Annotated in this window: 18 protein-coding genes, 3 rRNA genes and 1 pseudogene; 20 read left to right on the plus strand and 2 right to left on the minus strand. The window is 68.0% G+C overall.

What is annotated here, in order from left to right; genetic code table 11:
• Positions 1 to 81: 81 nt before the first annotated feature.
• Together LWJ43_RS18010 and ilvD are read left to right on the plus strand one after the other, a co-directional pair.
• On the plus strand, positions 82 to 1,344 hold the full coding sequence (locus tag LWJ43_RS18010; protein ID WP_277333258.1) for a PQQ-binding-like beta-propeller repeat protein: 1,263 nt from the start codon (positions 82 to 84) through the stop codon (positions 1,342 to 1,344).
• A gap of 144 nt (positions 1,345 to 1,488) precedes the next feature.
• Entirely contained in the window at positions 1,489 to 3,339 is a 1,851-nt protein-coding gene (gene ilvD, locus LWJ43_RS18015) for a dihydroxy-acid dehydratase (protein WP_277333259.1), read from the plus strand.
• A gap of 35 nt (positions 3,340 to 3,374) precedes the next feature.
• On the opposite strand, the gene LWJ43_RS18020 is transcribed toward ilvD, so the two are convergent.
• The gene (locus LWJ43_RS18020) at positions 3,375 to 5,546 is read right to left on the minus strand and encodes a protein kinase domain-containing protein (protein WP_277335921.1); all 2,172 of its coding nucleotides are present in this window, start codon (positions 5,544 to 5,546) and stop codon (positions 3,375 to 3,377) included.
• Between the two features lie 123 nt (positions 5,547 to 5,669).
• Here LWJ43_RS18020 and LWJ43_RS18025 point away from each other — a divergent pair, with 123 nt between their 5' ends.
• The 6 genes from LWJ43_RS18025 to proC all read left to right on the plus strand — a co-directional run bounded on the left by LWJ43_RS18025 (position 5,670) and on the right by proC (position 9,924).
• Entirely contained in the window at positions 5,670 to 6,005 is a 336-nt protein-coding gene (locus LWJ43_RS18025) for an SH3 domain-containing protein (protein WP_277333260.1), read from the plus strand.
• 34 nt (positions 6,006 to 6,039) lie between these two features.
• On the plus strand, positions 6,040 to 6,588 hold the full coding sequence (locus LWJ43_RS18030; RefSeq protein ID WP_277333261.1) for a hypothetical protein: 549 nt from the start codon (positions 6,040 to 6,042) through the stop codon (positions 6,586 to 6,588).
• A gap of 53 nt (positions 6,589 to 6,641) precedes the next feature.
• Positions 6,642 to 7,412: a class I SAM-dependent methyltransferase gene (locus LWJ43_RS18035; protein WP_277333262.1), complete on the plus strand. Its 771-nt coding sequence runs from the start codon at positions 6,642 to 6,644 to the stop codon at positions 7,410 to 7,412.
• A 63-nt stretch (positions 7,413 to 7,475) separates the two neighbouring features.
• Positions 7,476 to 8,300, plus strand: a complete 825-nt coding sequence (locus tag LWJ43_RS18040; RefSeq protein ID WP_277333263.1) for an ABC transporter ATP-binding protein — start codon at positions 7,476 to 7,478, stop codon at positions 8,298 to 8,300.
• A complete protein-coding gene (locus tag LWJ43_RS18045) occupies positions 8,297 to 9,055 on the plus strand; it encodes an ABC transporter permease (RefSeq protein ID WP_277333264.1) in 759 nt (252 codons plus the stop codon). Before LWJ43_RS18040 ends, LWJ43_RS18045 begins: the two co-directional genes overlap by 4 nt.
• Positions 9,056 to 9,114: 59 nt before the next feature.
• Positions 9,115 to 9,924 carry a pyrroline-5-carboxylate reductase gene (proC, locus tag LWJ43_RS18050; RefSeq protein WP_277333265.1) on the plus strand — a complete coding sequence of 270 codons (810 nt, stop codon included), beginning with the start codon at positions 9,115 to 9,117 and terminating at the stop codon, positions 9,922 to 9,924.
• 4 nt (positions 9,925 to 9,928) lie between these two features.
• Here proC and LWJ43_RS18055 read toward each other — a convergent pair whose 3' ends face one another.
• Entirely contained in the window at positions 9,929 to 10,513 is a 585-nt protein-coding gene (locus LWJ43_RS18055) for a cysteine hydrolase family protein (protein WP_277333266.1), read from the minus strand.
• A gap of 74 nt (positions 10,514 to 10,587) precedes the next feature.
• On the opposite strand from LWJ43_RS18055, the gene LWJ43_RS18060 reads away from it, so the two are divergent.
• The 12 genes and pseudogenes from LWJ43_RS18060 to LWJ43_RS18115 all read left to right on the plus strand — a co-directional run bounded on the left by LWJ43_RS18060 (position 10,588) and on the right by LWJ43_RS18115 (position 24,313).
• The gene (locus LWJ43_RS18060; RefSeq protein WP_277333267.1) at positions 10,588 to 11,583 is read left to right on the plus strand and encodes a GlxA family transcriptional regulator; all 996 of its coding nucleotides are present in this window, start codon (positions 10,588 to 10,590) and stop codon (positions 11,581 to 11,583) included.
• 671 nt (positions 11,584 to 12,254) lie between these two features.
• A 16S ribosomal RNA gene (locus LWJ43_RS18065) occupies positions 12,255 to 13,780 on the plus strand.
• A 300-nt stretch (positions 13,781 to 14,080) separates the two neighbouring features.
• Positions 14,081 to 17,205, plus strand: a 23S ribosomal RNA gene (locus LWJ43_RS18070).
• Between the two features lie 79 nt (positions 17,206 to 17,284).
• A 5S ribosomal RNA gene (rrf, locus tag LWJ43_RS18075) occupies positions 17,285 to 17,401 on the plus strand.
• The 16S, 23S and 5S rRNA genes sit together here, the layout of an rRNA operon.
• A gap of 72 nt (positions 17,402 to 17,473) precedes the next feature.
• A complete protein-coding gene (locus LWJ43_RS18080) occupies positions 17,474 to 18,121 on the plus strand; it encodes an HAD family hydrolase (protein WP_277333268.1) in 648 nt (215 codons plus the stop codon).
• 42 nt (positions 18,122 to 18,163) lie between these two features.
• Positions 18,164 to 19,366: an MFS transporter gene (locus LWJ43_RS18085; RefSeq protein WP_277333269.1), complete on the plus strand. Its 1,203-nt coding sequence runs from the start codon at positions 18,164 to 18,166 to the stop codon at positions 19,364 to 19,366.
• A complete protein-coding gene (locus LWJ43_RS18090) occupies positions 19,335 to 20,507 on the plus strand; it encodes an acetoin utilization protein AcuC (RefSeq protein WP_277333270.1) in 1,173 nt (390 codons plus the stop codon). Before LWJ43_RS18085 ends, LWJ43_RS18090 begins: the two co-directional genes overlap by 32 nt.
• A 77-nt stretch (positions 20,508 to 20,584) precedes the next feature.
• Positions 20,585 to 21,401, plus strand: a pseudogene (locus LWJ43_RS18095) (phosphatase).
• 128 nt (positions 21,402 to 21,529) lie between these two features.
• A complete protein-coding gene (locus LWJ43_RS18100) occupies positions 21,530 to 21,742 on the plus strand; it encodes a helix-turn-helix domain-containing protein (RefSeq protein WP_277333271.1) in 213 nt (70 codons plus the stop codon).
• 110 nt (positions 21,743 to 21,852) lie between these two features.
• Positions 21,853 to 21,951, plus strand: a complete 99-nt coding sequence (locus LWJ43_RS18105; RefSeq protein ID WP_003948845.1) for a 30S ribosomal protein bS22 — start codon at positions 21,853 to 21,855, stop codon at positions 21,949 to 21,951.
• A gap of 225 nt (positions 21,952 to 22,176) precedes the next feature.
• A complete protein-coding gene (locus LWJ43_RS18110; RefSeq protein ID WP_277335922.1) occupies positions 22,177 to 23,247 on the plus strand; it encodes an NAD-dependent epimerase/dehydratase family protein in 1,071 nt (356 codons plus the stop codon).
• A 16-nt stretch (positions 23,248 to 23,263) separates the two neighbouring features.
• Entirely contained in the window at positions 23,264 to 24,313 is a 1,050-nt protein-coding gene (locus LWJ43_RS18115) for a lysophospholipid acyltransferase family protein (RefSeq protein WP_277333272.1), read from the plus strand.
• The last annotated feature ends 5 nt before the right edge of the window (positions 24,314 to 24,318 follow it).

Below are 24,318 nucleotides of genomic sequence, written 5' to 3' on the forward strand. Positions count from 1 at the left end.
CATGGCCGAATTTCGATGGTTGGCTGTCGGAGATCAGCGAGCCGGACGTACGTGGTGAACGACAAATGGGGGAGACGGACCGTGGCGACTCGGAATGTGCGCACATCGGACGGGCACGCGGCGGACGGCGCCCTGTCCCGTCGGCGGCTGCTGCGGCTGGCCGGCGCGGGGCTGGGCGTCGTCATCGCCGGGACGGTGACGACGGCGTGCGGCCCCGAGGAGGACGGCGCCTCCGGAGGTGCCGGGGAGTCGAAGCCCAGTGCCGGCGGAAAGGGTGACGGGGACGCGTTCACGACTCCTCCGGCCGGGAGCGCTCCGCGCGCCCTGTGGCAGGAGGCGACAGGGGTGGGCTCCCTCGGCAGCGACCAGGTGCTCGCCGTCGTGGGGAACGTGGTGCTGCTCGCCGACGACCCCCTGACGGCACGGGACATCGCCACCGGCAAGAAGCTGTGGTCGCTGCCGGGTGCCGCCCAGCCGGGCGCGCGGCTGATCATGGGCGGGGACACGCTCTATCTCGCCAGCGGCGAGTACGACGGCGATCTCGTGGGGCTCGACCCGGCCACCGGCAAGGAGACCTGGCGGAGCCGCCTGGGCGGGCGGTACGCCCAGCCCCGGCCCATCGGCGCCGACGCCGAACGCGTGTACGTGATCGCGGGCATCCTGGAGAAGGACCTCAGCTCCCGGACCAACGTGATCGCCGCCATCGACATCCGTACCGGCAAGGCCCTCTGGAACGAGAAGCGGGACACCGGTACCGAGGAGTCCGGTCTCACGTCCGCGGTGCTCGGCGAGCGTCTCGTCTACACCGACCACCGGGAGAACCTGACCGTCCGCGACACCACGACCGGACGGCAGCTGTGGTCGAAGAAGATCAGCAGGTCCAACTTCGAGAGGATCGCCGTCCACGACGGGGCGGTCTTCGTCGCCGACGGCAGGCACCTGCGCGCGTTCGCCCTGGACGACGGTACCGAGCGCTGGGCGCTGGAGACCGAGGAGTTCGACACGTTCAACGGACCGGCCGTCCTCGAAGGGGTGCTCTACGCCTCGGACAGCGCCCACGCCCTGTGGGCCGTCGATCCCGCCACCGGCAAGCGGCGGTGGCACAACCCTGACCTTCGCGAGGTCTCGGTCCCGCGGCAGTTCGCGAAGGTGGGCGACACTCTCTACGGGGCGACGGAGTTCGACGAGAACGGCGGCGTCCAGGCCTACGACGCGCGCGACGGGAAGCTCCGCTGGACCTACAACGACGGCACGGGGGCGATCGACCCGTGGTACGTGGTCTCCGGCGGCAAGCGGCTGGCCGCGCTCCACGGCCGCCGGCTGCTGGCGCTTCCGGCGGTGTGACCGGCTCACGGGACGGGGGCGGGCGGGGCTTCCCCCTGCCCGCCCAGTGAGCACGGCGTCCCGCATTCCGGACAGGATGTCCAGATCCTGGCACCGGAGGCGTACGCTCATAGGCAGTCTTTTCTGTCGAAGGAGCGAGCGACGATGCCCCAGCTGAGGTCCCGCACTGTCACCCACGGCCGCAACATGGCGGGCGCCCGCGCCCTTATGCGGGCGTCCGGCGTAGCCGGCGAGGACATCGGCAAGCCGATCATCGCGGTGGCCAACTCCTTCACCGAGTTCGTGCCGGGCCACACCCACCTCGCCCCCGTCGGCCGGATCGTCTCCGACGCGATCAAGGCGGCGGGCGCGGTGCCCCGCGAGTTCAACACCATCGCGGTGGACGACGGCATCGCCATGGGGCACAACGGCATGCTCTACAGCCTCCCGTCGCGCGATCTCATCGCGGACAGCGTCGAGTACATGGTCGAGGCCCACTGCGCCGACGCCCTGATCTGCATCTCCAACTGCGACAAGATCACCCCCGGCATGCTGATGGCCGCGATGCGCCTCAACATCCCCACGGTCTTCGTGTCCGGCGGCCCGATGGAGGCCGGCAAGGCCACCCTCGTCGACGGTACGGTCCGCAAGCTCGACCTGGTGAACGCGATCAGCGACGCGGTCGACGAGAGCATCTCCGACGAGGACATCCTCCGCATCGAGGAGAACGCCTGCCCCACCTGCGGCAGCTGTTCGGGCATGTTCACGGCCAACTCGATGAACTGTCTGACCGAGGTCCTCGGCCTCTCCCTCCCCGGCAACGGCTCCGTCCTCGCCACGCACACCGCCCGCAGGGCGCTGTACGAGAACGCGGGCCGCACGGTCGTCGAGATCACCAAGCGCTACTACGAGCAGGACGACGAGACCGTCCTGCCGCGCGCCATCGGCACCCGGGCCGCGTTCGACAACGCCATGGCGCTGGACATCGCCATGGGCGGCTCGACCAACACGATCCTCCACCTGCTGGCGGCGGCCGAGGAGGCCGAGCTCGACTACGACCTCGACGACATCAACGAGGTCTCGCGCCGCGTCCCGTGCCTGTCGAAGGTCGCCCCCAACGTGGCCCCCGGCGGCACGTACTACATGGAGGACGTCCACCGCGCGGGCGGCATCCCCGCCCTGCTCGGTGAGCTGCACCGCGGCGGGCTGCTCAACGAGGACGTGCACTCGGTCCACTCCGACACGCTCGCCGAGTGGCTGAAGGAGTGGGACGTCCGCGGCGGCTCCGCGTCCCCCGAGGCCGTGGAACTCTGGCACGCCGCCCCGGGCTGCGTCCGCAGCGCGACCGCCTTCTCACAGTCCGAGCGCTGGGACACCCTGGACCTGGACGCCGCGGGCGGCTGCATCCGCGACCTGGAGCACGCGTACTCCAAGGACGGCGGTCTCGCGGTCCTCAAGGGCAACCTCGCCGTGGACGGCTGTGTCGTGAAGACGGCGGGCGTCGACGAGTCGATCTGGACCTTCGAGGGCCCGGCCGTCGTCTGCGAGTCGCAGGACGACGCGGTCGACAAGATCCTCCGCAAGGAGATCAAGGACGGCGACGTCGTCGTCATCCGCTACGAGGGACCCAAGGGCGGCCCCGGCATGCAGGAGATGCTCTACCCCACCTCCTTCCTGAAGGGCCGCGGCCTCGGCAAGACCTGCGCCCTGGTGACCGACGGCCGGTTCTCCGGCGGCACGTCCGGCCTCTCCATCGGGCACGCCTCGCCCGAGGCGGCGTCCGGCGGCACGATCGCGCTGGTGGAGGACGGCGACCGGATCCGGATCGACATCCCGAACCGTTCGATCGAGCTGCTCGTCGCCGACGAGGACCTCGCCGCCCGCCGCGAGGCGCTGAACGGCGTGTACGCGCCGAAGAACCGCGACCGCAAGGTCTCCGCCGCCCTGCGCGCCTACGCCGCGATGGCCACGAGCGCCGACCGCGGCGCCGTCCGCGACGTCTCGAAGCTCGGCTGACCCTCAGCGGCTTCTGTCCGGCCCCGTCCCTGGGTTCACCAGCGGGCGGGGTCGTCCGCGTCCACGGCGAAGACGGAACCGTCCGGCGCGGTGCCGATGACGCTCCGGCCCACGACGGAGGGGGCCGGCAGCGAGGAAGGGTGGCTGAGCTTCCCGTCCCTCAGCCGCGGGCGCGTCTGGCCGAGCAGCGTCCCGCGCCCCGTGTCGACGGCGAGCAGCCGCCCGTCGGTGGCGGAGAAGTACAGTCGGCCGTCCGCCCCGAGCACCGGCGCCGACGCCGTGCCGACCGCCGTCTCCAGCCGCCACAGCTCGGCCGGCCCGGCGCCCGTCCGGACGTCGAGGGCGAGCAGCGTGCCGCCGTGCTCCAGCAGCAGGGCGGTGTCCCCGTCCACCACGGTCTCCGGTGCGTTCATCCGCAAAGGCAGCGGGATGCGCGTCGCGCTCCGCGTCCTCGGGTCGTAGCGGATCAGGGCGGTGGTCTGGGACTGCTCGTTCATGGCGGTCAGCAGGAGCTGCCCGTCCGACGTCCCGGCCGGTGTGAGGATCCCGTCCAGCCCGCGCTGCCAGGCCGTCTCGCCGGTCCCCGCGTCGACGGCCGTGACCAGCGTGGTGGCTCCCTGCGCGGAGCTCTCGTACACGTAGGCGAGACCGGTCCCGGCCTCGTACAGCGCGTAACCCGGATTCACGTGCCCCGGTACGGTGCGCCGCCAGCGGGATTCACCGGTCGCCGCGTCGAGCGCCTCGAGTGCCCCGTCCCGGCGCACCGCCAGCAGGAGGCCGCCCGCCGGGACGGGGGCGTCGGAGTAGGCGGAGAGGTCCGTGTGCCACAGCTCCGTGCCCTCGCCCGGGGAGTACGCCCGGAACTCCTCGCCCACCACGACGCAGACGGTCTCGCCGGACACCGCGGCCCCGGACACCGGGGTCGGTGACGTGTCCCGGTGCGACCAGACCACCCGGCCGTCCGAGGCGTCCAGCCGGGCCAGGCCGAAACCGGCGGACACGCAGTACAGAGCGGAACCCGCCGAACCGGCGGGCCCCGGCGCGCACGCCGGAGTGGAGCCGCCCGGTGAGGGCAGCGGCGTACGCCAGGGCGTGAAGGTCGTCGCGTGGTCCTCGTGCGCACCGTCCTCCGGCGCCTCTGTGCCGCCCCGGGCCGCGGCGGCCCAGAGACCTCCGGCCACCAGCAGCAGAGCGGTGGCCACGATCGCGAGCCTGCGCCACCGCCGCCGGTCGGGCCCCTCCGCCGTCCCGGGTCCCGGGGGCGGGCCGTCCGTCGCCCGCACATGGGTGGTGGCCCCCTCCTCGGCCCCCTCATCAGCCCTGGCCTCGGACTCCACGGCGAGCGGCCGGCGCTGGACGGGTATGAAGGCGGCCGCCTCGTACGACGGGGGGTGCAGCGCGGCCATGATCTCGTCCGGGGTGGGGCGCTCCGCGGGATCCTTGGCCAGGCAACGCCCTACCAGAGGCGCGAGATCCGCCGGCACGCCGGCGAGATCGGCCTCGTCGTGCACCACCTGGTAGGCGACGAGGTACGGGCTGTCCGAGTCGAAGGGCCCCCGGCCCGTGGCCGCGTGCACCAGCACCGCCCCGAGCGCGAACACGTCCGCGGCCGGCCCGACCTCGCGGGGCCGCTGGAACTGCTCCGGCGCCATGTAGGGGGGTGAGCCGATCAGCTTGCCCGTCTCCGTGCGGAGATCACTGTCGTACGGCCGGGAGATCCCGAAGTCGATGACCTTGGGCCCGGAGTCGGGGAGCAGCACGTTGCTCGGCTTGAGGTCCCGGTGGATGACACCGGCCCGGTGGATGTCGCGCAGTGCCTCGGCGAGCCCGGCCGTGAGCCTGCGCAGTTCGGCGGGGCTCATCGGCCCGCTCCGCTTCACCTGCGCGGACAGCGTCGGGCCGGGCACGTACAGGGTGGCCATCCAGGGCAGTGCGGCTTCCGGATCGGCGTCCACGACCGGCGCCGTGAAGGCCCCGCTGACCCGTCGGGCGGCCGCGACCTCCTGCCGGAAACGGGCCCTGAACTCCGGGTCCGCCGCGTGCTGGCGGTGCACCACCTTCACCGCGAGCTGCAGCCCGGAGGCGGAGCGCGCCAGGTGTACGACACCCATGCCGCCCGCTCCGAGGCATGCCTGGAGCCTGTACTGCCCGGCGTACTCAGGATGCTCCGCTTCCGGATGTGATCCGGTCCCTCGCAGCGGCGGCATCGCCCACCCCCGTGTGTTCGTGCGCAAGCGCGACGCACGGAGCCTAGTCGATGGTGCGTGCGACAAGAGGGTGGCTTGTTAGCCTGCGCGTCACACGCATTGCTTTCAACGGGGGAGGCCCTCATGGGTGTTGAAGAGAACAGCGCCGGCACAGCCACGACGGACACCGAGGCGGTCGGCACGGCGGAGGCGACGACGCTCGCCGCGGACGCCTTCGTCTACCCGATCGCGCCCGGCTACCGGGTCAACGTCCGCAGGGGGCCCGGCACGCAGTACGGGATCGTCAGGACCCTGCCGTACGGGATGAGCGTTCCGGTGTACTGCCAGAAGCCGGGGGAGTGGGTGTCCGGCCCGTACGGCACGTCGAACCTCTGGGACAACATCGCCAACGGGCAGTTCGTGTCGGACGCCTACGTCAAGACGGGCAGTGACGGCTACGTCGCTACGCGCTGCGACTGACGGAGCCGCCGCGCGTGTGGGGATAATCGGTTCCGTGAGCGAGAAGAGCGAAGCCTCCGGAACGACGTCCCCGGCCGCACCCACGGGCGGCTCCACGCCGGGGCCGCAGCCCGAAGCCCTCCGTTTCTTCGGTACGACCTGGGTCGACCACGACGGCGGGTACGGGCTGCGGCGCGTGGGTGCCACCGTCGGCTCGCTCGTCGCCGCGGTCGCCGCGTGCTTCGTGCTGCGCTTCGCCTACCAGGGACTGGAGATCGCCGAGGTCGGCGGCCTGGTCGGCATGCTGGTCGTGCTGATGTTCGCGGTGTGCAGCGCGATCGCCTTCCGCAAGACCTGGGAGGGCTTCACCCGCCGCCCCGCCGACCCGGCCCACGAGGACAGGCTGCGCGGCCTCAAGTCGATCGGCTTCATCGGCTCGCTCCTCGCCTACTTCATCCGCTCGCTGCGGGAGGCACCGGGCGAGGGACTGCGGCGCGAGGAGTACGAGACCGCGCTCGCCCGGTACGTGAAGCGCCGCTCGTCCCGGACCGGCAACCCCGCTGCCCGCAAGGGCGGCAAGGCGAAGCGCTCCGGGCGCGGGTAGAGCGGGGGCGCGAACACGGCTCGCGCCCGGCAGGACGCGGGCACGATGAACCGATGTCCGCATCCGCGCCCCGCGCCCTCTCCTTCGACGCCTCCGCCGCCCTGTACGCGGCGGCCCGCCCCGGCTACCCGCCCGCGCTCCTCGACACCGTCGAGGAGCTGGCCGCCCGCCCACTGAACGGTGCCCGCGTGGTCGACGTCGGTGCCGGAACGGGCATCGCCACGCGGTTGCTGCACGACCGCGGTTCCCGTGTCACCGCCGTGGAACCGGGCCCCGGCATGGCGGACGAGCTGCACCGGACACTGCCGTCGGTGCCCGTCGTCCGGGGCGACGGCAACCGCCTCCCCCTGGCCACCGGCTCGGCCGATCTGATCACCTACGCGCAGTCCTGGCACTGGACCGACCCGGCCCTGGCGCTCCCCGAGGCCCTCCGCGTCCTGCGTCCGGGCGGTGCGCTGGCGCTCTGGTGGAACGTCGCCGACCACTCCGTCCCCTGGATCGCCGACCAGGACGCCCGCCTGCGGCGCCACTTCGGCGCGGAGGAGAGCGCGCACGGCACCCCGGGCGTCACCGGCTCGCGCAACCTCCCGCGGCTGTCCGGCGGTGAGTTCGCGCAGCGGCTGCTGACGTGGTCCCGGACCGTGCCGGTCGACACCCACCTCGCCAACCTCTCCAGCCACTCCGCCTTCCTGGTGCGCGGCGGGCCGGGTGCGGAGTCCACCCGCCGGTTCCTGGGCGAGGAACGCCGACATCTGGCCGCCGTGTTCCCCGACGACATGGTCGAGGAGCGTTACGTGGCCGAGCTCGCCCTGCTGATCAGCTGACCACCCGGGTCGGGCGCGCCACCTCCCTTGACGCGGCCCTCCGGCACGGCCCATATTCATCACATGATGAATTCTCCGCGGGCTGAGCACGCGGGGGCCGTCGAGGCGCGCGCCCTCACCGTCGTACGAGGAGACCGCGCCGTCCTGGACGGCCTCGGCTTCACCGTCGAGCCGGGCCGGATCACCGGCCTCCTCGGACCGTCCGGCTGCGGGAAGTCCACGCTCATGCGTGCCGTCGTCGGAACCCAGGCCAAGGTCTCGGGAACGCTCGACGTCCTCGGCCGCCCCGCGGGCCACCCCTCCCTGAGAGCACGCGTCGGCTACGTCACCCAGGCACCGTCCGTCTACACGGACCTCACCGTGCGGCAGAACCTCGACTACTTCGCGGCGGTCCTGCGACCGGGGCGCGGCCACCGTGAAGCCCGGGAGGAGGCCGTCACGCGGGCGATCGGCGACGTCGACCTGACCCGCCACGCCGACGCCCTCGCCGGCAACCTCTCCGGAGGGCAGCTCAGCCGCGTCTCCCTCGCAGTGGCCCTGCTCGGCACCCCCGAACTCCTGGTCCTCGACGAGCCGACCGTCGGCCTCGACCCCGTGCTGCGCCGCGACCTGTGGGACCTCTTCCACTCCCTCGCCGCCGACCGGGGCACCACGATCCTCGTCTCCTCCCACGTCATGGACGAGGCCGAACGCTGCCACCGACTGCTGCTCATGCGCGAGGGCACCCTCCTCGCCGACGACACCCCCGACGCGCTCCGCACCCGTACCGGCTCCGCCACCGTGGAGGAGGCCTTTCTCCGCCTCGTCGACGAGGCCGCCGCGGACGGGACGACCGGACACCGGGCCACCACGGACCGAGCCACCCCTCGCCAGGAGACGACCCGATGAGCACCGACACCCCCGCGCTCTCCCCGGCCCGGGCCCTCGCCACCGCCGGACGCGTCCTGCGCCAGCTCCGCCACGATCCCCGCACCGTCGCGCTGCTGCTCGTCGTCCCGGTCCTGATGATCACGCTCCTGCGCTACGTCTTCGACGCCGGCCCCGGCACCTTCGACGCCATCGGCGCCTCGCTGCTCGGCATCTTCCCGCTGATCACGATGTTCCTGGTGACCTCGATCGCCACCCTCCGTGAACGGACCTCCGGCACCCTGGAGCGCCTCCTCGCCCTGCCCCTCGGAAAGGGCGACCTGATCGCCGGATACGCGCTGGCCTTCGGCGCCGTCGCGGTCGCCCAGTCCCTCCTGGCCACCGCGATGTCCGTCTGGGTCCTCGGACTCGACGTCGTCGGGTCCCCCTGGCTGCTGCTCCTGGTCGCCCTGCTCGACGCTCTCCTCGGCACGGCGCTCGGCCTGTTCGTCTCGGCCTTCGCCGCCTCGGAGTTCCAGGCGGTCCAGTTCATGCCCGCAGTGATCTTCCCGCAGCTGCTGCTGTGCGGACTGTTCACACCGCGCGACCGGATGCACCCCGTACTCGAGACCATCTCCGACGTCCTGCCGATGTCCTACGCCGTCGACGGGATGAACCAGGTCCTCACCCACACCGACGCCACCGCCGACTTCTACCGCGACGTCCTGATCGTCGCCGGCTGCGCGCTGCTCGTCCTCTGCCTGGGGGCGGCCACCCTCCGCCGCCGCACCAGCTGACGGCACGGTGCGAGGATGGCGGACCACCTACCGCGCACCGCCCCCGGAGGATGAACCGCATGACCCAGACAGTCGCAGTCCTCGGTACAGGAAAGATCGGCGAGGCCCTGCTCAGCGGCATGATCAGGGCCGGCTGGCGGGCGAGCGACCTGCTGGTGACCACCCGCCGCGCCGAGCGCGCCGAGAAGCTCCGCACCCGCTACGGCGTCGAGGCCGTCACCAACGCCGAGGCCGCCAAAAGCGCCGACATCCTCATCCTCGCGGTCAAGCCCCAGGACATGGGCAGGCTCCTCGACGAGCTCGCCCCCCACGTCACCGCCGACCGCCTCGTCATCAGTGCCGCCGCCGGCATCACCACCGCCTTCATCGAGGACAACCTGCCCGCCGGCACCCCGGTCGTACGCGTCATGCCGAACACCCCCGTCCTGGTGGACGAGGGCATGTCCGTCATCTCCGCGGGCAGCCACGCCACCGCCGCGCACCTCGACCACGCGGAGTCGATCTTCGGCGGCGTCGGAAAGACGCTCCGGGTCCCCGAGTCCCAGCAGGACGCGGCCACCGCGCTCTCCGGCTCCGGACCCGCGTACTTCTACTTCCTCGTCGAGGCGATGACCGACGCGGGCATCCTGCTCGGCCTGCCCCGCGCCCAGGCCCACGACCTGATCGTGCAGGCCGCCATCGGGGCCGCGGTGATGCTGCGGGACAGCGGCGAACACCCGGTCAAGCTCCGCGAGGCCGTCACCAGCCCCGCCGGCACGACCATCAGCGCCATCCGGGAGCTGGAGAACCACGGAGTGAGGGCCGCCCTCATCGCGGCCCTCGAAGCCGCCCGCGACCGCAGCCGCGAGCTGGCCACCGGCAACGGCTGACCGGCTACCGCGCCGCGGCCACCAGCTCCTCGCTGCGCACCACCCGCGCGAACCCACCGCCGTGCAGGGTCACGGCGGTGGCGCGCGACAGCTCCCGAGCACTCAGCTTCCAGCCCCACGGGCCGACCGCGTCGAATGTGTACGTCGCGTCGAGCGCGAAGAACACCTCGTAGCCGAGATTGCCGCCCATGCGGGCCGTCGTCTCCGCGCACATATTGGTCTGGATCCCCGCCACCACGATCTGCCGCACCCCGGCCTCCCGCAGCCAGGCGTCCAGATCGGGAGTGCCGTAGAAGGCGGAGTTCACCGTCTTCGTCAGGAACAGCTCCGGCCCGGTCCCCTTCCCCCTGCGCTCCTCGACGTAGCCCTTGAACGCGTTCCCCGCGTACCCCTCCCTCAGGGGCGAATCCGGCTTGCGCGAGTCGTGCCGCACGAAGACGACGGGCCGGCCGCTCGTCTGCCAGGCGTCGATCAGTTCCGCGATGTTCCCGTCGGCCTCCGGATTGTCACGCGGCCCCCAGTACGCCTCCTCCTCGAACCCCTGCTGCACATCGACGACCACCAGCGCTGCGTTCTCCGCGATCTCCATGCCCACCACCCTCCTCCCGTCGGGGCCCCGTTCCCAGACGCGGAAAAGTCATCGCCCGATGCTTTACTGCCACCATGACCGTGCCTACCGAGCCCCGCCCCGCCCGTGTGGCCCTGGTGGCGTTCCCCGGCGTCCGCGCCTTCGACGTCTCGGTCATCACGGAGGTCTGGGGAGTGGACCGCACCGACCGCGGCGTGCCCCCCTTCGAACTGCGACGGGTGGCGGGCGAACCGGGCCCCCTCCAGCTCCGGGGCGGTCTGTCCCTCACACCGGACCGGACACTTGCCTGGCTCGACCGCGCGGACCTGATCGTGGTTCCCGGGCTCGACGACCACCTGACGCCCGCCCCCGAACCGGTGCTCGACGCGCTGCGTGCCGCGCATACCCGCGGCACGCCCCTTGCCGCGCTCTGCGGCGGTGCATTCACCCTCGCCCAGGCCGGACTCCTGGACGGCCGCAGGGCCGTCACCCACTGGAACCTCACCGAACTGCTCAAGGAGCGGCATCCACGGGTCACCGTGATACGGGACGCCCTCTTCCTCCACGAGGACAACATCTGGACCTCGGCCGGTACCGCGGCCGGCATCGACCTCTGCCTGCACCTGGTGCGGACGACCCATGGGGCGGAGGCGGCGGCGACGATCGCGCGTTCGATGGTCACGGCACCGTTCCGCACCGGGACCCAGGCGCAGTTCATCGAGCACCCCACACCGCGCGCCGACCGTGACGCGGACGCCCTGGCGGAAGCACGGGCCCACGCGCTGACCCGTCTGGCGGAACCCCACACGGTGGCCGGCCTCGCCGCCCGGGCCGGCATGGCCCCCCGGACCTTCGCCCGCCGTTTCCAGGCCACCACCGGTACGACGCCGATGCGATGGCTGATCACCCAACGCATCGCCGCAGCCCAGAAGCTGCTGGAGAGGACCGACCTGGCCGTCCCCGAGGTGGCCCGCCGGGCGGGCTTCGGCAGCGAGGTCACGATGCGCCAGCACTTCGCGACGCACCTGGCCACCAGCCCGCGCGACTACAGGCTGGCGTTCCACGACAGGGGCACGCCAGAGGGGGGTTGACACGCCCGACACAGATCCGTAGTGTGCTCCGAGTTGTCCGACGTGAGCGCCGACCCCGGTCGGTCCCCGGACAGCCATTCCGCAGTGACCACGAAAACGAACGACGTCTGTCGTGTGTTTTTACGTGCGCACGTGCGAAATGAGGAATCAGCGTTCGAAGGTGACCCGATTAGCGTCGGGGCCGGGGATTCCGCTAAAGTCTCACTCGTCGGAACGGCCCAAGGGTCGAGAAGACGAACCCCGCTGACTGGGAATCAGGCCCGAAAGGATCTGATAGAGTCGGACTCGCCGGAAAGGGAAACGCGAAAGCGAAGAACTGGAAAGCACGGTGGTAAATTAACCGCCGAGCAGTAACCCGCTTCGGCCGGGAATCGGACACGAAAGAGTCTGATAGAGTCGGAAACGCAAGAACGAAGGGAAGCGCCCGGAGGGCCCCGGTGAAACGGGACCGAAGGAAGCGTCCGTTCCTTGAGAACTCAACAGCGTGCCAAAAGTCAACGCCAGATATGTTGATACCCCGGCCTGCATCACGCAGGTTGGTGGTTCCTTTGAAAAGTCCTGCACGATCTTCGGGTCGGGTAGGCAACAACAGCGAGGACGCTGTGAACAACCGGTCATATTCCGACCTGGTTGTTCCGCTCTCGTGTTGTGATCCCGATTACGGGAAAACATTCACGGAGAGTTTGATCCTGGCTCAGGACGAACGCTGGCGGCGTGCTTAACACATGCAAGTCGAACGATGAAGCCCTTCGGGGTGGATTAGTGGCGAACGGGTGAGTAACACGTGGGCAATCTGCCCTTCACTCTGGGACAAGCCCTGGAAACGGGGTCTAATACCGGATAACACTCTGTCCCTCATGGGGCGGGGTTAAAAGCTCCGGCGGTGAAGGATGAGCCCGCGGCCTATCAGCTTGTTGGTGGGGTAATGGCCTACCAAGGCGACGACGGGTAGCCGGCCTGAGAGGGCGACCGGCCACACTGGGACTGAGACACGGCCCAGACTCCTACGGGAGGCAGCAGTGGGGAATATTGCACAATGGGCGAAAGCCTGATGCAGCGACGCCGCGTGAGGGATGACGGCCTTCGGGTTGTAAACCTCTTTCAGCAGGGAAGAAGCGCAAGTGACGGTACCTGCAGAAGAAGCACCGGCTAACTACGTGCCAGCAGCCGCGGTAATACGTAGGGTGCGAGCGTTGTCCGGAATTATTGGGCGTAAAGAGCTCGTAGGCGGCTTGTCACGTCGGATGTGAAAGCTCGGGGCTTAACCCCGAGTCTGCATTCGATACGGGCTAGCTAGAGTGTGGTAGGGGAGATCGGAATTCCTGGTGTAGCGGTGAAATGCGCAGATATCAGGAGGAACACCGGTGGCGAAGGCGGATCTCTGGGCCATTACTGACGCTGAGGAGCGAAAGCGTGGGGAGCGAACAGGATTAGATACCCTGGTAGTCCACGCCGTAAACGTTGGGAACTAGGTGTTGGCGACATTCCACGTCGTCGGTGCCGCAGCTAACGCATTAAGTTCCCCGCCTGGGGAGTACGGCCGCAAGGCTAAAACTCAAAGGAATTGACGGGGGCCCGCACAAGCAGCGGAGCATGTGGCTTAATTCGACGCAACGCGAAGAACCTTACCAAGGCTTGACATATACCGGAAAGCATCAGAGATGGTGCCCCCCTTGTGGTCGGTATACAGGTGGTGCATGGCTGTCGTCAGCTCGTGTCGTGAGATGTTGGGTTAAGTCCCGCAACGAGCGCAACCCTTGTTCTGTGTTGCCAGCATGCCCTTCGGGGTGATGGGGACTCACAGGAGACTGCCGGGGTCAACTCGGAGGAAGGTGGGGACGACGTCAAGTCATCATGCCCCTTATGTCTTGGGCTGCACACGTGCTACAATGGCCGGTACAATGAGCTGCGATGCCGCGAGGCGGAGCGAATCTCAAAAAGCCGGTCTCAGTTCGGATTGGGGTCTGCAACTCGACCCCATGAAGTCGGAGTTGCTAGTAATCGCAGATCAGCATTGCTGCGGTGAATACGTTCCCGGGCCTTGTACACACCGCCCGTCACGTCACGAAAGTCGGTAACACCCGAAGCCGGTGGCCCAACCCCTTGTGGGAGGGAGCTGTCGAAGGTGGGACTGGCGATTGGGACGAAGTCGTAACAAGGTAGCCGTACCGGAAGGTGCGGCTGGATCACCTCCTTTCTAAGGAGCATCTAGATTCTCTTCGGGGAGTCCAGAGGCCATTTCGTCGGCAAATGTTCGACGGTGGTTGCTCAAGGGTGGAACGTTGACTATTCGGCACGACAGGTAACTCATTGCTAGTACTGCTTCGGCGTGGAACGTGGTGAGGGATCGGTCGGGTCGGGCACGCTGTTGGGTATCTGAAGGTACGGCCGGTTATGGTCGCCTTCGGTTGCCGGCCCCAGTGCACTCACCTGTAAGGGTGGGGTGATGGGTGGCTGGTCGTTGTTTGAGAACTGCACAGTGGACGCGAGCATCTGTGGCCAAGTTTTTAAGGGCGCACGGTGGATGCCTTGGCACCAGGAACCGATGAAGGACGTGGGAGGCCACGATAGTCCCCGGGGAGCTGTCAACCAAGCTTTGATCCGGGGGTTTCCGAATGGGGAAACCCGGCAGCCGTCATGGGCTGTCACCCGCTGCTGAACACATAGGCAGTGTGGAGGGAACGAGGGGAAGTGAAACATCTCAGTACCCTCAGGAAGAGAAAACAACCGTGATTCCGGGAGTAGTGGCGAGCGAAACTGGATCAGGCCAAACCGTATGCGTGTGATACCCGGCAGGGGTTGCGCATGCGGGGTTGTGGGATCTCTTTTTCACAGTCTGCCGGCTGTGAGGCGAGTCAGAAACCGTTGATGTAGGCGAAGGACATGCGAAAGGTCCGGCGTAGAGGGTAAGACCCCCGTAGCTGAAACATCAACGGCTCGTTTGAGAGACACCCAAGTAGCACGGGGCCCGAGAAATCCCGTGTGAATCTGGCGGGACCACCCGCTAAGCCTAAATATTCCCTGGTGACCGATAGCGGATAGTACCGTGAGGGAATGGTGAAAAGTACCGCGGGAGCGGAGTGAAATAGTACCTGAAACCGTGTGCCTACAAGCCGTGGGAGCGTCGCTGTATGTGCTTGCACATGCAGTCGTGACTGCGTGCCTTTTGAAGAATGAGCCTGCGAGTTAGCGGTGTGTAGCGAGGTTAACCCGTGTGGGGAAGCCGTAGCGAAAGCGAGTCCGAATAGGGCGATTGAGTTGCACGCTCTAGACCCGAAGCGGAGTGATCTAGCCATGGGCAGGTTGAAGCGGAGGTAAGACTTCGTGGAGGACCGAACCCACCAGGGTTGAAAACCTGGGGGATGACCTGTGGTTAGGGGTGAAAGGCCAATCAAACTCCGTGATAGCTGGTTCTCCCCGAAATGCATTTAGGTGCAGCGTCGTGTGTTTCTTGCCGGAGGTAGAGCACTGGATAGGCGATGGGCCCTACCGGGTTACTGACCTTAGCCAAACTCCGAATGCCGGTAAGTGAGAGCACGGCAGTGAGACTGTGGGGGATAAGCTCCATGGTCGAGAGGGAAACAGCCCAGAGCATCGACTAAGGCCCCTAAGCGTACGCTAAGTGGGAAAGGATGTGGAGTCGCAGAGACAACCAGGAGGTTGGCTTAGAAGCAGCCACCCTTGAAAGAGTGCGTAATAGCTCACTGGTCAAGTGATTCCGCGCCGACAATGTAGCGGGGCTCAAGCGTACCGCCGAAGTCGTGTCATTCACACATATAGGGCCAACGCCTGTGTGGATGGGTAGGGGAGCGTCGTGTGCCGGGTGAAGCAGCCGCGGAAGCGAGTTGTGGACGGTTCACGAGTGAGAATGCAGGCATGAGTAGCGATACACACGTGAGAAACGTGTGCGCCGATTGACTAAGGGTTCCTGGGTCAAGCTGATCTGCCCAGGGTAAGTCGGGACCTAAGGCGAGGCCGACAGGCGTAGTCGATGGACAACCGGTTGATATTCCGGTACCCGCTTTGAAACGCCCAATACTGAATCAGGCGATGCTAAGTCCGTGAAGCCGGCCCGATCTCTTCGGAGTTGAGGGTAGTGGTGGAGCCGACGAACCAGACTTGTACTAGGTAAGCGATGGGGTGACGCAGGAAGGTAGTCCAGCCCGGGCGGTGGTTGTCCCGGGGTAAGGGTGTAGGCCGTGTGGTAGGCAAATCCGTCACACATTAAGGCTGAGACCTGATGCCGAGCCGATTGTGGTGAAGTGGATGATCCTATGCTGTCGAGAAAAGCCTCTAGCGAGTTTCATGGCGGCCCGTACCCTAAACCGACTCAGGTAGTCAGGTAGAGAATACCGAGGCGTTCGGGTGAACTATGGTTAAGGAACTCGGCAAAATGCCCCCGTAACTTCGGGAGAAGGGGGGCCATCACTGGTGAGGGAACTTGCTTCCTGAGCTGGGGGTGGCCGCAGAGACCAGCGAGAAGCGACTGTTTACTAAAAACACAGGTCCGTGCGAAGCCGTAAGGCGATGTATACGGACTGACGCCTGCCCGGTGCTGGAACGTTAAGGGGACCGGTTAGCTGACTTTCGGGTCGGCGAAGCTGAGAACTTAAGCGCCAGTAAACGGCGGTGGTAACTATAACCATCCTAAGGTAGCGAAATTCCTTGTCGGGTAAGTTCCGACCTGCACGAATGGCGTAACGACTTCTCGACTGTCTCAACCATAGGCCCGGTGAAATTGCACTACGAGTAAAGATGCTCGTTTCGCGCAGCAGGACGGAAAGACCCCGGGACCTTTACTATAGTTTGATATTGGTGTTCGGTTCGGCTTGTGTAGGATAGGTGGGAGACTTTGAAACAGCCACGCCAGTGGTTGTGGAGTCGCCGTTGAAATACCACTCTGGTCGTGCTGGATGTCTAACCTGGGTCCGTGATCCGGATCAGGGACAGTGTCTGATGGGTAGTTTAACTGGGGCGGTTGCCTCCTAAAGAGTAACGGAGGCGCCCAAAGGTTCCCTCAGCCTGGTTGGCAATCAGGTGTTGAGTGTAAGTGCACAAGGGAGCTTGACTGTGAGACCGACGGGTCGAGCAGGGACGAAAGTCGGGACTAGTGATCCGGCAGTGGCTTGTGGAAGCGCTGTCGCTCAACGGATAAAAGGTACCCCGGGGATAACAGGCTGATCTTCCCCAAGAGTCCATATCGACGGGATGGTTTGGCACCTCGATGTCGGCTCGTCGCATCCTGGGGCTGGAGTCGGTCCCAAGGGTTGGGCTGTTCGCCCATTAAAGCGGTACGCGAGCTGGGTTTAGAACGTCGTGAGACAGTTCGGTCCCTATCCGCTGTGCGCGTAGGAATATTGAGAAGGGCTGTCCCTAGTACGAGAGGACCGGGACGGACGAACCTCTGGTGTGCCAGTTGTCCTGCCAAGGGCATGGCTGGTTGGCTACGTTCGGAAAGGATAACCGCTGAAAGCATCTAAGCGGGAAGCCTGCTTCGAGATGAGTATTCCCACCACCTTGAGTGGTTAAGGCTCCCAGTAGACGACTGGGTTGATAGGCCAGATGTGGAAGCCCGGTAACGGGTGGAGCTGACTGGTACTAATAGGCCGAGGGCTTGTCCTCAGTTGCTCGCGTCCACTGTGTTAGTTCTGAAATAACGAACGGCCGTGTTTTTGCCCGGTGTTGGTTAATTTCATAGTGTTTCGGTGGTCATTGCGTTAGGGAAACGCCCGGTTACATTCCGAACCCGGAAGCTAAGCCTTTCAGCGCCGATGGTACTGCAGGGGGGACCCTGTGGGAGAGTAGGACGCCGCCGAACAATTATTCCGGGAAAGCCCCGTGCCCTTGTGGCACGGGGCTTTTCTGCGTTCTGAGCGTCTAGGGTCGGACCATGCGCTACGAACTGGTCATCTTCGACAACGACGGCGTGCTCGTCGACAGTGAACCGATCTCCAACACCGTCCTGGCCGGCTACCTCACCGAGCTCGGCCACCCCACCTCGTACGAGGAGTCCCTCCGTGACTTCATGGGGGCCGCCATCCACCGGGTCCACGACCTCGTGGAGGAGCGGACCGGCGAGAAACTGCCCGAGGACTTCGACGAGGAGCTCCACCGGCGCACCCTCACCGCGTTCCAGCAGGAGCAGCTGGCCGCGGTCGAGGGAGTCGACGAGCTGCTGGGCTCGCTCGTCGCCGACGGTGTCGCGTACTGCGTGGCCTCGTCCGGAAGTCACCAGAAGATCGCGGCGGGGCACCGGAACACCGGCCTCGACCAGTGGTTCGAGGAGGAGTGGATCTTCAGCTCCGAGGACGTCGGGCAGGGCAAGCCGGCCCCGGACCTGTTCCTCCACGCCGCCGAACGGATGGGTGTCGCCCCCGAACGGTGTGTCGTGATCGAGGACAGCCCGCTGGGCGTCGAGGCGGCCCGCGCCGCGGGGATGGACGTGTACGGCTTCACCTCGATGATGCCGGCGGACCGGCTCAGCGGGGTCACGGGGCACTTCTCCGACATGAGGCAGCTGCCCGAACTCCTCGCCTGATCCGTCTACCCAGGGGTAGATCCGGGCTCTACGCTCGCGGCCATGACGGATGCGCGGTTGCGGTACGGCAGAGCCTCGCTCGCTCTGAGCTTCCTGGTGCAAGGGGTGACCTTTGCGCTCCTCGTGACGCGCATCCCCGCCATCCAGGACCGGTACGGGATATCCGACGGACTGCTGCCCGTCTTCCTGGCCGCCGTTCCTGTCCTGGCGGGGGTCGCCAGTGTGGTCAGCGAGAAAGTGGTCGCGCGGGTGAGGCCCGGGGTCGTGCTCAGGTGGGCGCAGCCCGTCGTGATGCTGGCCCTGCTCGGTGTGGGCGCCGGCACCGAGGTCTGGCAGGTGGCTGTCGCGCTCGGCGTCTTCGGGCTGGCGGTCGGGGCGCTGGACGCCTCGATGAACATGATGGGCGTCAGCCTCCAGCGGGCGTACGGGCGCAGCATCATGCTCGGTTTCCACGCCGCGTTCAGCCTGGGAGGCATCGCCGGGGCGTCGATGGCGTGGGCGGGAGCGCACTGGGACCTGTCGCTGCTCGTGTCCTATCTGCCGGCGGTGGTCGTCCTGCTGCCCGCGGCTCTGGTCGGGAGCCGTTGGTACGCGGAGGGGAAGGCTGCCGGGGCGGTGGTGGCGGCCGGCCAGGACCGGGGTCCGGGCGTGCCGTTCAGGCTGCTTCTGCCGCTCTGCCTGGTGATGGCCTTCGCGTACATAGGGGACTCGACGGTCTCCAACTGGAGTGCGAAGTACCTGCAGGACGTCCTGGGCAGTTCGGAGCAACTGGCGACGGTTCCGTACAACGTCTACATGGTGACGACCCTGCTGGGGCGGGCGGTCGGTGACCTGGGGGTGCGCCGGTTCGGGGCGGTCGCGGTGGTGCGGGGCGGGAGTGTGCTGGCCGCTGTGGGCTTCGGGGTGGTGGCTGTGGCGCCCGGGGCCTGGTGGGGGATGCTCGGCTTCACGCTGCTGGGGCTGGGGCTCTGTGTGATCGTGCCGCAGACCTTCGCCGCCGCGGGGCGGATTTTCCCCGGGGCCAGTGATGTGGCGGTGGCCCGGCTGAACGTCTTCAACTACGTGGGTTTCCTCGTGGGCTCGCCGCTCGTGGGGGCGCTGGGGGACGCGTGGAGTTACCGCGGCGCGATGCTCGTGCCCATGGTGCTTGTCCTGGCGACGCTCGTGTACGCCCGGTCGTTCGGCGCGGAACCCGCCCTATACGGTGGCGGGCATGAGCGGGCGCGCGCAGCTGATGTGGGATGAGGCAGTAACGGGATACGACTTCGGGTCCAGTCACCCCATGGATCCGGTCAGACTCGCCCTGACGATGGGCCTGGTGCGGGCGTTCGGGCTGGACGGCTCGGTGGATGTGCGGTCGGCGAAGACCGCCGGGGACTCGACTCTGCGGCTCGTGCACCGTGAGGACTACGTGACGGCGGTCCGGTCCGCATCCGTGGATCCGGGGTCCGCCGACCAGGCATACGGGCTCGGGACGGTCGACGATCCCGCCTTCGCGGGGATGCACGACGCGTCCGCGCTCATCGCCGGGCTCTCCGTGGGGGCCGCGGAGGCGGTGTGGCGGGGTGAGAGCCGGCATGCGGTGAACTTCACGGGTGGGCTGCACCATGCGATGCCCGGGGCGGCCTCCGGTTTCTGCGTGTACAACGACCCGGCTCTCGCCATCGCCCGGCTGCTGGAACTCGGTGCGGAGCGGGTGGCGTACGTCGATGTGGACGTCCACCACGGGGACGGGGTGCAGGCGGCGTTCTGGGAGGACCCGCGGGTGCTGACCGTGTCGCTGCACGAGCATCCGCGGACGCTGTTCCCGCAGACCGGGTGGCCGGAGGAGACCGGTGCCGGGGCGGGGGAGGGCGGGGCCGTGAACGTGGCCCTGCCGGCGGGTACGGGTGACGCCGGGTGGCTGCGGGCGTTCCACGCGGTGGTGCCGGAGCTGTTGGAGGACTTCCGGCCGCAGGTGCTGGTGACCCAGCACGGGGCCGATACGCATTTCGAGGACCCGCTGGCGCATCTCGCGGTGTCGCTGGACGCCCAGCGTTCCGTCATGACGGCATGTCATGAGCTCGCTCATGCTTGCGCCGAGGACGGGCGCTGGGTGGCGCTGGGCGGAGGGGGTTACGCGGTGGTGGACGTGGTGCCGCGTTCCTGGACGCATCTCGTGGGGATCGCCGCCCATGCGCCGGTGGACCCCGAGTCGGTCGTTCCGGAGTCGTGGCGGGCCGAGGTCTACGCCCGCACACGTCAGTTGGGACCCGCCCGGATGACCGACGGACGTACGCCGTCGTGGAAGCCGTGGGAGGACGGGTACGACCCCGCGGACCGGCTGGACCAGGCGGTGCTGGCGACCCGGCGGTCCGCCTTCCCGCTGCGGGGACTGCTGGCCTGAGGCGGGGCTTACGCCAACGGTGGGGCGGTATCCGGGTTCCGGCCCCGGGGCGCGCCGGGTGCGGGAGCATCGGGAGGGTGTTGAGCACCGGAGCGCTGCGCGCTCATCTGCTGGCGGCGCGGCTCGCGGGGCCCGTGGCCACGCCGCGGGAGACCAGCCTGCGGAGTTATCGGCTGTTCGCGGCGAGGGATCCTCGTGTGCTGCTCGGACTCGATCCGGACCGTGCCTGGAGTGAGCGCGACCTGTTGCGGCTGATGTCCGACAAGTGCGGGGTGTCGGACGACCCTGATCATGTGTCAGGCCTGGACGTGATCGATCCGGAGCGGACCCTGGCCGCTCTGGAGGCTTTCGCCCGGTGCCTCGCGAGGGCTGCGGAGAGACGGGTTCCGGTGCTGTTCGGCACCGGGCATCCGCATCGGCTCCTCGGGTTCTACGCAGGTCTGGCAGACGCCTTGTCGGCGGCCGGCTGCAGGGTACTCACCCCGGCGCAGGGCCGATGTGTCGACATGACGACCCGATTCGGCGTACGTACGTACCGTCTCGACTACGTACGAGGTGTCGCGCTGGTGCGCGAACCGGGCGTGCGGGTTCCGGGCAGTGCGACCGGCGCACACACGCATTCGCCGCTGCCGGTGCGGGCGGTGCTGGAGGAGGCCGTGAAGGCCGGGGGGGCCGCTTCCGGAGCTGGTGGTCGGGGACCACGGCTGGGTCTGCGGTGCAGGTCAGCTGGGTATCGAGGCCATCGGGCTGGCGGATACGGACGATCCCGCGCTGTTCGTGGGTGAGGCGGAGGGGCGGGTGTCCGTCGCCGTTCCGCTCGATGACGGGGTGCGGGCGGACCACTACCGGCCGCTGGCTCGGTATGTGCTCAATAGAGCGTGTCTGTCACGGTAGGCGGTCGATTCGCTCACCTCTTCCCCACTCGCATCACCCGCCCCTAATCTGGGGAGTGAGCGCACAACGACGAAGAGTCACCGGAGGGGAAGCCGGTGCGCGTCGCGTGCGGAAGGTACAGGTGGGTCATGGCTGCTGACAGTGAGAGGCCTCTCAACGAGGTCAGGTTTCTGACCGTGGCGGAAGTCGCCTCGGTCATGAGGGTGTCGAAGATGACCGTGTACCGCTTGGTGCACAACGGTCATCTGCCGGCGATCAGGGTGGGAAGGTCCTTCCGGGTCCCGGAGCAAGCGGTTCACGAGTACCTTCGCGAGTCCTTCGTGGGGGTGGAGTCGGCCTGAGACAGCCCTCGGATTACGTCCCTCACCCGGTGGCGGGTAGGCTAGGCCGACGTAGGTCGTGTGGGCCCAGACGCCCCGCACCAGTGAAGAAGAAGTGAGCGAGGGTAGTCGTGGGCTCTGTTATCAAGAAGCGGCGTAAGCGGATGGCCAAGAAGAAGCACCGCAAGCTGCTCAAGCGCACGCGCGTTCAGCGTCGCAACAAGAAGTAGGCGAACGCAGTTCGTGAGTCCGAGGCCCTTCCGCCGTCCTGGCGGGAGGGCCTCGGTGCGTTGCCGGGCCGTGTGCCGGGCTCCGGTTGTGCGGCGGATCCGGTGGTATTCGGGCCATCGGTTCGGTAAAGCCCGCCCGGGGTCATCACAGGGCAACATCCAGCGACTACGGTGACGGCCAGGGGAAGACCCCGTTCGGTGAACGATCGACGGAAGGCGCTGATCTTGGGGAAGATCGTGCTCGTCACAGGTGCGGCCCGTCAGCTGGGAGGCCGTTTCGTGCGGCGCATCCAGCGAGATCCCGGTGTGGACCGGGTGATCGCCCTGGACGCGGTCACGCCCGGGCACCAGCTGGGCGACGCGGAGTTCGTCCTGGCGGACATCCGGCAGTCGGCCATCGCCAGGGTCCTCGCCGAGCATTCCGTCGACACGGTCGTCCATCTGGACGTCTCGGCGAAGGCGCTCGGTGCGGGAGGCCGGACGACGGTCAAGGAGACCAACGTCATCGGCACGATGCAGCTGCTGGGCGCCTGCCAGAAGTCCCCGGCGGTCCAGCGCCTCGTGGTCAAGTCCAGTACGAACGTGTACGGCTCCGCGCCCCGGGACCCCGCGGTCTTCACCGAGACGACGTCGCCCAAGTCCCTTCCCAGCGGAGGCTTCGCCAAGGACGCGGTGGAGGTCGAGGGGTACGTCCGCGGGTTCGCCCGCCGCAGGCCGGACGTGGCGGTGTGCGTGCTGAGGTTCGCGAACATCCTGGGCCCCGAGCCGGACTCGCCGCTCGCCGACTACCTGACGCTGCCGGTCCTGCCGACTGTCCTCGGGTACGACCCCCGGCTGCAGTTCGTCCACGAGGACGACGTCGTCGACGTGCTGGAGATCGCCGCCCGTGAACCCCGGCGCGGGACCCTGAACAGCGGCACGTTCAACATCGCGGGCGACGGTGTGCTGCTGCTGTCGCAGTGCTCGCGCCGGCTGGGACGGCCGACCGTGCCGGTGCTGCTGCCGGCCGTCACCTGGGTGGGGACGGCGCTCCGTACGATCGGCATGACGGACTTCTCGCCGGAACAGATCCGGCTGCTCACCCACGGCAGGGTCGTCTCGACGGTGCAGATGCGCGAGACGCTGGGGTTCCGGCCGAGGTTCACCACGGCCGAGACCTTCGCGGAGTTCGCGCGGAGCCGGGGACCGGGGCTGCTGCCTCCCGAGCGGGTGGGCAGAGCGGTCGGGAGACTCGCGGGGCTGCCGCTCGGCGGGGCACAGGCCGGTACGACACATTCGACTCACGGCGCCAGGTAGAGGAGCGCGACCGACGATGGCGGACGCCAAGGTCATTCCCTTCGACGACGACCGGTCGCGTTCCGGCGCGGCGCGGCGCAGAGGCGTGCTGCCGGGCGGCGGCCGGGCCCACACGCCGGCGTCGGCCGGTGCTGCGCCCGTGAGCGCCCTGCCGGGCGGTCAGGTGCCGGAAGGGGCCGCCGAGGCCGCCGGTGCCGTCCCTCAGGGCGGCGAGGAGGGTCCGGTGAGTGGCTGGGACAGGCGGATCGCGGGCGGGCTCGCTTTCCTGCGGCGGCGGCTCACGGGCGATTACGACGTCGACGAGTTCGGCTACGACAAGGAGCTGACCGACCAGGTCCTCATGTCGATGCTGCGTCCGCTCGCGGACAAGTACTTCCGCGTCGAGGTGAAGGGCATCGAGAACATCCCGTCCGACGGCGGGGCGCTCGTCGTGGCCAACCACTCCGGGACACTGCCGCTGGACGGGCTGATGCTCCAGGTCGCGGTCCACGACAACCACCCGGCCGAGCGGCATCTGCGACTCCTCGCGGCCGACCTCGTCTTCATGCTCCCCGTGGTCAACGAGCTGGCGAGGAAGGCCGGGCACACCCTCGCGTGCGCGGAGGACGCGGAGCGGCTGCTGCAGGGCGGCGAGGTCGTCGGGGTGATGCCGGAGGGCTTCAAGGGCATCGGGAAGCCGTTCGGGGAGCGGTACAAGCTGCAGCGATTCGGGCGGGGCGGGTTCGTCTCGACGGCGCTGCGGGCCGGGGTGCCGATCGTGCCGTGCTCGATCGTCGGGGCGGAGGAGATCTACCCGATGATCGGCAACTCCAAGACGCTGGCGCGGGTCCTGGGTGTGCCGTACTTCCCGATCACGCCGACGTTCCCGTGGCTGGGGCCGCTGGGCGCGCTGCCGCTGCCGACGAAGTGGACGATCCAGTTCGGGGAGCCGATTCCCACGGACGGGTATCCGCCGGAGGCGGCGGAGGACCCGATGCTGATGTTCAACCTGACGGACCAGGTGCGGGAGCAGATCCAGCACACGCTCTACAAGCTGCTGGTGCAGCGCCGGTCGGTCTTCTTCTGAGAGCG

It is taken from the genome of Streptomyces sp. JH34, assembly GCF_029428875.1.
Lineage (GTDB): Bacteria > Actinomycetota > Actinomycetes > Streptomycetales > Streptomycetaceae > Streptomyces.

Excerpts from the sequence above, each read along its gene's own strand:
- ilvD (WP_277333259.1), top strand. The coding sequence starts at position 1,489 with ATGCCCCAGCTGAGGTCCCGCACTGTCACCCACGGCCGCAACATGGCG.
- LWJ43_RS18020 (WP_277335921.1), bottom strand. The coding sequence starts at position 5,546 with ATGCCGCCGCTGCGAGGGACCGGATCACATCCGGAAGCGGAGCATCCT.
- LWJ43_RS18025 (WP_277333260.1), top strand. The coding sequence starts at position 5,670 with ATGGGTGTTGAAGAGAACAGCGCCGGCACAGCCACGACGGACACCGAG.
- LWJ43_RS18035 (WP_277333262.1), top strand. The coding sequence starts at position 6,642 with ATGTCCGCATCCGCGCCCCGCGCCCTCTCCTTCGACGCCTCCGCCGCC.
- LWJ43_RS18040 (WP_277333263.1), top strand. The coding sequence starts at position 7,476 with ATGATGAATTCTCCGCGGGCTGAGCACGCGGGGGCCGTCGAGGCGCGC.
- LWJ43_RS18045 (WP_277333264.1), top strand. The coding sequence starts at position 8,297 with ATGAGCACCGACACCCCCGCGCTCTCCCCGGCCCGGGCCCTCGCCACC.
- proC (WP_277333265.1), top strand. The coding sequence starts at position 9,115 with ATGACCCAGACAGTCGCAGTCCTCGGTACAGGAAAGATCGGCGAGGCC.
- LWJ43_RS18055 (WP_277333266.1), bottom strand. The coding sequence starts at position 10,513 with ATGGAGATCGCGGAGAACGCAGCGCTGGTGGTCGTCGATGTGCAGCAG.
- LWJ43_RS18060 (WP_277333267.1), top strand. The coding sequence starts at position 10,588 with ATGACCGTGCCTACCGAGCCCCGCCCCGCCCGTGTGGCCCTGGTGGCG.
- LWJ43_RS18080 (WP_277333268.1), top strand. The coding sequence starts at position 17,474 with ATGCGCTACGAACTGGTCATCTTCGACAACGACGGCGTGCTCGTCGAC.
- LWJ43_RS18085 (WP_277333269.1), top strand. The coding sequence starts at position 18,164 with ATGACGGATGCGCGGTTGCGGTACGGCAGAGCCTCGCTCGCTCTGAGC.
- LWJ43_RS18090 (WP_277333270.1), top strand. The coding sequence starts at position 19,335 with ATGAGCGGGCGCGCGCAGCTGATGTGGGATGAGGCAGTAACGGGATAC.
- LWJ43_RS18100 (WP_277333271.1), top strand. The coding sequence starts at position 21,530 with ATGGCTGCTGACAGTGAGAGGCCTCTCAACGAGGTCAGGTTTCTGACC.
- LWJ43_RS18115 (WP_277333272.1), top strand. The coding sequence starts at position 23,264 with ATGGCGGACGCCAAGGTCATTCCCTTCGACGACGACCGGTCGCGTTCC.